The 6,741-nt window shown below is 67.5% G+C and carries 8 protein-coding genes; 4 read left to right on the top strand and 4 right to left on the bottom strand.

Annotated features, from left to right (window positions below; genetic code table 11):
• Together JNN06_RS01265 and JNN06_RS01270 are read left to right on the top strand one after the other, a co-directional pair.
• The coding region (locus JNN06_RS01265; protein WP_291237785.1) for an alpha-E domain-containing protein at positions 1 to 1,243 on the top strand (1,243 nt) is incomplete at its 5' end.
• A gap of 6 nt (positions 1,244 to 1,249) precedes the next feature.
• Positions 1,250 to 2,119, top strand: coding sequence for a transglutaminase family protein (locus tag JNN06_RS01270; RefSeq protein WP_291237786.1), 870 nt, complete (start codon positions 1,250 to 1,252; stop codon positions 2,117 to 2,119).
• A gap of 9 nt (positions 2,120 to 2,128) precedes the next feature.
• On the opposite strand, the gene JNN06_RS01275 is transcribed toward JNN06_RS01270, so the two are convergent.
• Together JNN06_RS01275 and JNN06_RS01280 are read right to left on the bottom strand one after the other, a co-directional pair.
• Entirely contained in the window at positions 2,129 to 2,542 is a 414-nt protein-coding gene (locus JNN06_RS01275; RefSeq protein WP_291237787.1) for a YbjN domain-containing protein, read from the bottom strand.
• Between the two features lie 190 nt (positions 2,543 to 2,732).
• Positions 2,733 to 3,074 (bottom strand): cupin domain-containing protein, encoded by a 342-nt coding sequence (locus tag JNN06_RS01280; protein WP_291237788.1) that lies wholly within the window; start codon positions 3,072 to 3,074, stop codon positions 2,733 to 2,735.
• A 252-nt stretch (positions 3,075 to 3,326) separates the two neighbouring features.
• Here JNN06_RS01280 and panB point away from each other — a divergent pair, with 252 nt between their 5' ends.
• Both panB and panC read left to right on the top strand, forming a co-directional pair.
• Positions 3,327 to 4,166, top strand: coding sequence for a 3-methyl-2-oxobutanoate hydroxymethyltransferase (panB, locus tag JNN06_RS01285; RefSeq protein ID WP_291237789.1), 840 nt, complete (start codon positions 3,327 to 3,329; stop codon positions 4,164 to 4,166).
• Position 4,167: 1 nt separating this feature from the next.
• Complete coding sequence (gene panC / locus JNN06_RS01290; RefSeq protein ID WP_291237790.1) at positions 4,168 to 5,004, top strand: pantoate--beta-alanine ligase; 837 nt, start codon at positions 4,168 to 4,170, stop codon at positions 5,002 to 5,004.
• Between the two features lie 230 nt (positions 5,005 to 5,234).
• Here the strand turns inward: panC and JNN06_RS01295 are convergent, their stop codons facing one another.
• Together JNN06_RS01295 and mnmD are read right to left on the bottom strand one after the other, a co-directional pair.
• A complete protein-coding gene (locus JNN06_RS01295) occupies positions 5,235 to 6,089 on the bottom strand; it encodes a DMT family transporter (protein ID WP_291237792.1) in 855 nt (284 codons plus the stop codon).
• Positions 6,090 to 6,125: 36 nt separating this feature from the next.
• The coding region (gene mnmD, locus JNN06_RS01300) for a tRNA (5-methylaminomethyl-2-thiouridine)(34)-methyltransferase MnmD (RefSeq protein WP_291237791.1) at positions 6,126 to 6,741 on the bottom strand (616 nt) is incomplete at its 5' end.

Genomic DNA, 6,741 nt, shown 5'->3' on the forward strand with positions numbered 1-6,741 from the left:
CGAGGCCCATGCCGCGCGCATGGTGATCGGCATGGCGCTGGACCCGGCGATGCCCTTTGCCGCCGGGGGCAGGACGGCGGCGGGCGGGCTGCCCCCGGGCGATCCGGCGCGGCTGGTCGGGCAGGAAGCGGTCACGCTCTCTACCACCCCCGCCTGGGTCGAGGGGCGGCTGGTGCCGCGCCCGATGACGATCCGGGTCTTTGCCGCCCGCACCGCCCAGGGCTGGACCTTCATGCCCGGCGGCTATGCCCGCATCGGCAAAAGCGATGACACCACGGCGCTGGCGATGCAGGCGGGCGGCTCGGTCGCCGATGTCTGGGTGGTGGCGCCGCGCCCGGTGGCGCCCGACACACTGGCCTCGGGCGGCAGTTTCGAGCGCAGCCCGCCGGGCATCCTGCCCGCCCGCGCCGCCGACAACCTGTATTGGCTGGGCCGCTATGTCGAGCGGACCGAGGGCGCCATCCGCCTGCTGCGCGCCTGGCATCTGCGGCTGGCCGAAACCGGCGACCCGCAAGAGGCGCGCCTGTCGGCCATGGCCGATTTCATGGCCGCCCTTGGCCTGACGCCCGACCGCCCGATCCCGGAGGCGCTGTCGGGCTTGATCTTCTCGGCCCGCGCGGCGGCGGCCAAGGTGCGCGACCGCTTCTCGCCCGATGGCTGGGGCGCGCTGAACGATCTGGCGAAGACCGCAGCCAAGCTGGCCGCCAAGGTCGATCACGGCGACGATGCGGCGCTGGCCATGTCGATCCTCTTGCGCAAGATCAGCGGCTTTTCCGGGCTTGTGCATGAAAACATGTATCATTTCGCAGGCTGGCGCTTCCTGTCGCTGGGCCGCGCGCAAGAGCGGGCGGATGGCACGCTGATGCTGTTGCAGACCTTCGCCGATCCCAAGGCCGCCCCCGGCGCGCTGGAGATCGCCATCGAGGTGGGCGACAGCGTGATGACCCATCAGCGCCGCTATCGCTTTGGCCCCTCGCGCGAGACGGTGCTGGACCTGCTGCTGTCGGAGGCGCAGAACCCGCGCGCGGTGCTGTATCAGATCGCGCAGATGCGCCACCATGTCGGCAAGCTGCCGCAAGCGGGCGCGGGCGGGCGGCTGGGCACGCTGGAGCGGGCGCTGCTGACCCTGGATACCGATCTGCGGGTGTGGGGGCCCTCTGATCTGGCGCCGAAGCGGCTGGGAGAGTTGCGGGCCCGGCTGGGCGAGGTGTTCGACCTGCTCTCCGCCCTGTATCTGAGGTAAGCTCCGATGCGCTATGACATCCGCCTGACCATCGACTACCGCTATCAGGTGGCGTCGGATCATGTGCGCAACATGCTGCGGCTTTTGCCCTCAGACGGGCCGAACCAGCGCGTGACCGCCCGGCTGCTGACCATCGCCCCGCCCCCGGACGAGCGGCGCGACGGGGTGGATTTCTTTGGCAATGCCACGAGTTCGGTGGTGTGGCACGAGCCGGTGGACCAGATCACCCTGCATCTGCGCGCCACGGCCGAGCGGCTGGCCGCGCCCTTGGCCGACCTCTCGCCGCCGCCGGGGGCGATTGCGGCCGAGCTGCCGGCCAGCGGCATCGGCCCGGCGGCGCCGCTGCATTTTCTGGCGCCCTCGCCCCGGATTGCCGCCGATCCCGGCATCACCACCTTCACCCGCGCGCTGATCCGCTCCGAACACAGCGCCCGCGCGGCGGTAGAGGCGGTGGGCCGTGGCCTGCACAAGGCGATGACCTATGACGCCGAGGCCACCGATGTGACCACCACGCCGGTTGAGGCCTTCACCCTGCGGCGCGGCGTCTGTCAGGATTTCGCGCAGATCATGATTGCGGGCTTGCGCGCGTTGGGTCTGCCTGCCGCCTATGTCTCGGGCTTTCTGCGCACCTACCCGCCCGAGGGCCAGCCCCGGCTGGAGGGGGTGGATGCCATGCATGCCTGGGTGGCAGTCTGGTGTGGCGCCGCGCAGGGATGGGTGGAATATGACCCGACCAATGCGCAATGGGCGGGCGAGGATTACATCACCGTCGCCATGGGCCGCGATTATGCCGATGTGGCCCCGGTGAAAGGCGCGATCCGCACGGCGGGCGGGCAAGACAGCACGCAGGCGGTGGATGTGATCCCCCTCGACTGAGGGGCCGCCTTACCAGCCGATATGCCGCTGGAAGTCGGCCAGCATATTGTCCCAGATCGACAGGTTCGCCTCGAACAGCTCGCGCGGAAGGCCGCCCTGCATCGCGATGTCCATCTCGATATAGGGGTCGTTTTCCGTGTCCAGCGAGGCCTGACCATAGCGGTTATGGCGGTTCCAGTCGTTCATCAGCGCCAGATCGCTGCCGTCCTTGGTGTCAAACCCCGCCGAGAATTGCACCGAGCGGCAGCCGCGATGATCCGAGCAGCCATAGAAATAGACGCTGAAATTCGCGCCCCCGGCGGCGGATTTGATCTTGGGGTCGCCCTGCCCGTCAGTGGTCAGCTCGGCCCGGTAGCCCAGCTCCTGCATCAGGGCCACCATGGCCTCGGGCGCCTCGGCCCGCACCATCTGCGCGGGGGGCATGGCTGTGGGAGCCGTGGTGGCGGAACCCGTTGTGGTTTGCGCCTGTGCGACCGGCGCCCCAGACACCGAACCTGCCACCGCAACAGCCAGACCAAGCGCGCGACACAGCATGAGCAATACCCTTTACCTCAGAAACAGGCCCAACGGCCCGCCACAAGTTTGTCATGCCAGAGGCGGCAGGGAAAGAGGCTCAGGCAAGGATCACATAATCCTTCAGCGTGGTCTCCACACAGTCCCAGGTGCCCTCGAAACCGGGGCGGATGATCCAGCTGTCGCCCGCGCGCAGCGTAGTGGCATGGCCCTGCGCATCGGTGAGGATCGAGACGCCCTCCAGAATATGCACATATTCCCATTCGGAATAGGACACCTTCCACTTGCCGGGGGTCGATTGCCACAGCCCGCAATAAAGGGTGCCGCGTTCCTCGATGTTCCAGGTGCTGTGGACAGGATCGCCCGCCAGCACCTTTGCAGGATCGGGCCGCGCCACCTCGGGGGTCACGGCGTTGCGGTCGACAGGCTGGAGGAAGCGCACGGTTTGTCCTTTCGGTTATCGGTCGGGTATCGGTCGGGTGCAGGTCGGTTGCGGCTGCCCGCCATCCTGCGCAGCCCCGCCGTGCCGTCAAGCCCGGGGGCGGTGCGCCACCTGCCTCAGATTTGACGTAACCTCGGGGCATCACGCGGCCTCGCCGCCGTGCAGCGCGGAACTTTCGCTGGTGCGGCACAGGCGGGGGGGCTATACAGGCGCCACCATCATTCCTCTTGGTTTAGGGAGAGCAAGAGAGACATGAGCGCTTCTACCGCCCTTCGCCCCGTGCTGCCCGCCGATATTCTGGCCCGCAAGGGCGGCACGCCGCTTGTGGTGCTGACGGCCTATACCACCCCCATGGCCCGCATCGTGGATCGCCATTGCGACATCGCGCTGGTCGGGGATTCGCTGGGCATGGTGCTGCATGGCCTGCCCTCCACGCTGGGCGTCACGCTGGACATGATGATCCTGCACGGGCGCTCGGTCGTGCGTGGCTGCCAGAAAGCCATGGTCGTGATCGACATGCCCTTTGGCAGCTATGAGGAAGGCCCGGCGCAGGCCTATCGCAACGCCGCCCGCCTGATGGCAGAAACCGGCGCGCCCGCCGTGAAGCTGGAGGGGGGGCAGCATATGGCCGAGACCATCGCCTTCCTGACCGCGCGCGGGGTGCCGGTGATGGCGCATATCGGCCTCACCCCGCAGGCGGTGAACACGCTGGGCGGCTACAAGGTGGTGGGCCGCGATGGCGAGGCCGAAAAGGTGATGGCCGATGCCCGCGCGGTCGAGGCGGCAGGGGCCTTCTCGGTGGTGCTGGAAAAGGTGCCGCAGGGCCTGTCCGGGCGCATCACCAAGGCGCTCAGCATCCCCACCATCGGCATCGGCGCCGGGGTGGATTGCGACGGGCAGGTGCTTGTCGTCGATGACATGCTTGGTTTGTTTACCGATTTCCGACCCAAATTCGTCAAGCGGTTCGGAGAGCTGGGGCTTGCGGCGGATGAGGCGATTTCTGCCTATGCCGCCGAAGTGCGCGCCCGCAGCTTCCCCGCGCCGGAACATGCTTTCGCGGATGTATTGCCCGCCAAGGAACCAAAGACCTGAGATGCAGACCCTAAGAACCGTTGCTGAATTGCGCACCCGCGTGCGCGGCTGGAAACAGGATGGCCGTCAGGTTGGCGTGGTGCCGACCATGGGCGCGCTGCATGAGGGGCATCTGAGCCTGGTGCGCGCCGCCAAGCGCGGCTGCGACCGGGTGATCGTCACGATCTTCGTGAACCCGACCCAGTTCAACAATGCCGAGGATCTGGCGAAATATCCCCGCACCGAGGAGGCCGATGCCGCGATGCTGGCGGCCGAAGGCGTCGACATCCTGTTCGCCCCCGCGCCGGAAGAAGTGTATCCGGCCGGTTTCGCCACGGGCGTGGCGGTGCAGGGCGTGACGGCCCCGCTGGAAGGCGCGCTGCGCCCCGGCCATTTCGAGGGGGTGGCGACGGTGGTGGCCAAACTTTTTGGCATGACGCAGGCAAACCGCGCCTATTTCGGCCAGAAGGACTGGCAGCAGCTTCAGGTGGTGAAGCGCATGGTGGCCGATCTGAACATCGCCATCGAGGTGGTGGGCTGCGACACGATCCGCGAGGCGGACGGGCTGGCCATGTCCTCGCGCAATGTGCGGCTGGATGCGCTGAGCCGGGCGCAGGCGCCGGGGCTTTACAAGGTGATGGGCAAGGTGGCTGCGGCCATCAAGGGCGGCGCCGATGTGGCAGCAGTGCTGGCACAGGGCCGCGAGGATTTGCGTCAGGCGGGCTTTACCGAGGTTGATTACCTCGACCTGCGCAGCGCCGCGATGCTGGAGCCGATGACCACGCTGGACCAGCCCGCCCGCCTGCTGGCCGCCGCCTGGATCGGCGGCGTGCGGCTGATCGACAATATCGCGGTGTAGTCCGGCGCCTTGGCCGAGGCCATTGCCGAGGTCACGCGGAGGCGTTTCCGCGTTTGGGGCGAGTGCCCCAAAGGCACTCGGCCAGCGCCCGCCCTTCGGGCGGCGGGCGCTTCGCACCCGCCAGGGCTGGCGCCGGCCTATGGCATCTCTGCTGACATGGTCTTGCGGTGCCGCTTCTACACCGGGCGGGGAAAAGCGGTGCTTTTCCTGATCCGCCCGGATGGGACCGCTCACCCCCGCGCCGTCACCCTTGCCCGCCATAGCGTGAACAGCGCCGCCGCCATCACCACCGCCGCGCCCACCACCACATTCGGCCGCAGCGCCTCGTCAAACACCCAGACCCCAAGCCCCGCGATGAACACCAGTTGCAACAGGCCAAAAGGCTGGATGTCGCTGGCCTCGGCCACCTCATAAGCCTTGATCATCATGAAATGCGCCGCTGCCGCCGTGAAGCACAGCAGCCCCATCCAGCCCCAATCCGCACCGCTCATCGGCTCCCACATCCACAGCCCGACCGGGGTGATGAGCAGCGCCCCCACCCAGCCCGTCCAGAAAAACGAGGTCATCGCCGCATCCGCCCGCGCCACATAGCGCGTCAGCAACCCGTACAGCGCAAACAGCGCCGCACAGAACAGCGGCATCAGCGCCCAGATGCTGAACACGCCCGCGCCGGGGTCCAGGATGATGATGACGCCCACAAACCCCACGGCAATCGCGCTCCAGCGCCGCCAGCCGACCGTCTCCCCCAGGATCGGCCCCGAAAGCGCCGCCACGATCAGTGGATAGCAGACAAAAACCGCATGGCTTTCGATCAGGCCCAGTTTGATGAAGGCCAGGATCATCACGCAAACTTCCAGGATCAGCACTGCCCCGCGTAGAAACTGCACCCAAGGCATGCGGGACCGCAGCGCAGCCTGCACCCCGCCCGGCTGCCGCGCCACCAGCGCCAGCGCGAAGGCGGCAAAAGCCCAGAAGCGGATCATCACCACCATCCAGACGTTATAGGTGCCGGAAAGATGGGTCGAGATGCCGTCCTGCAAGGCAAAGATCAGGGCTGTGGCCGACATCAGCACGATGCCCAGCATGGTGTTTTGTTGTGCGCGTGCCAAAGCGGCCTCCTGTCAGGGCAGGCGGCCCACGCTCATATGGCGTTTGCGGCCATGGCCCGGCTGCCGCTCTACCGCGAAACCGGCGGCAGATAAAGCCCGCCGCACCGCACCAGCGGCAGTATATGTCGCAAACGTGCCATTTGGCGCAGTATGTGCCGCTACCGAGGCCATCAGCGCATCGGACCACAGCTCGGGGTTCTTGGCCGGGCTGAAACCGTCCAGAAACCACGCATCCGCCCGGCCTTGCCATCCGGGCAGGGTTGCGCGGGCATCACCGATCACGATCTCGGCCTCGATCCCCGGCAGGCTCAGCCGGGTTTGCCCGGCGGCCCATTGCGCCAGAAACGGGTCGGCCACCGCGCGCGCCTCGGGAAAGTGATCCAGCGCGCGGGCGATATCGGCGGCCTGCATCGGGAAGGCCTCGAAACTGCTAAAGCGCAGCGTGCCGGGGGCGCCCATCCCGGCCCAGAGGATCTGCAAGGCCAGCAGGTTCAACCCGGTGCCAAAGCCCAGCTCGGCCACCTGAAAACCGTCGCGCAGCCGCGTTTCAAGGCGGTTTCCGGCCAGAAACACATGGCGCGTCTCGCTCAACCCGTCGTTCAGGCTGAAATACGGATCGTCAAAGCGG

The sequence above is a fragment of the Gemmobacter sp. genome (assembly GCF_016792925.1).
Classification (GTDB): Bacteria; Pseudomonadota; Alphaproteobacteria; order Rhodobacterales; family Rhodobacteraceae; genus Gemmobacter.

Excerpts from the sequence above, each read along its gene's own strand:
- JNN06_RS01275 (WP_291237787.1), bottom strand. The coding sequence starts at position 2,542 with ATGCCCCCCGCGCAGATGGTGCGGGCCGAGGCGCCCGAGGCCATGGTG.
- JNN06_RS01295 (WP_291237792.1), bottom strand. The coding sequence starts at position 6,089 with ATGCTGGGCATCGTGCTGATGTCGGCCACAGCCCTGATCTTTGCCTTG.
- panB (WP_291237789.1), top strand. The coding sequence starts at position 3,327 with ATGAGCGCTTCTACCGCCCTTCGCCCCGTGCTGCCCGCCGATATTCTG.
- JNN06_RS01270 (WP_291237786.1), top strand. The coding sequence starts at position 1,250 with ATGCGCTATGACATCCGCCTGACCATCGACTACCGCTATCAGGTGGCG.
- panC (WP_291237790.1), top strand. The coding sequence starts at position 4,168 with ATGCAGACCCTAAGAACCGTTGCTGAATTGCGCACCCGCGTGCGCGGC.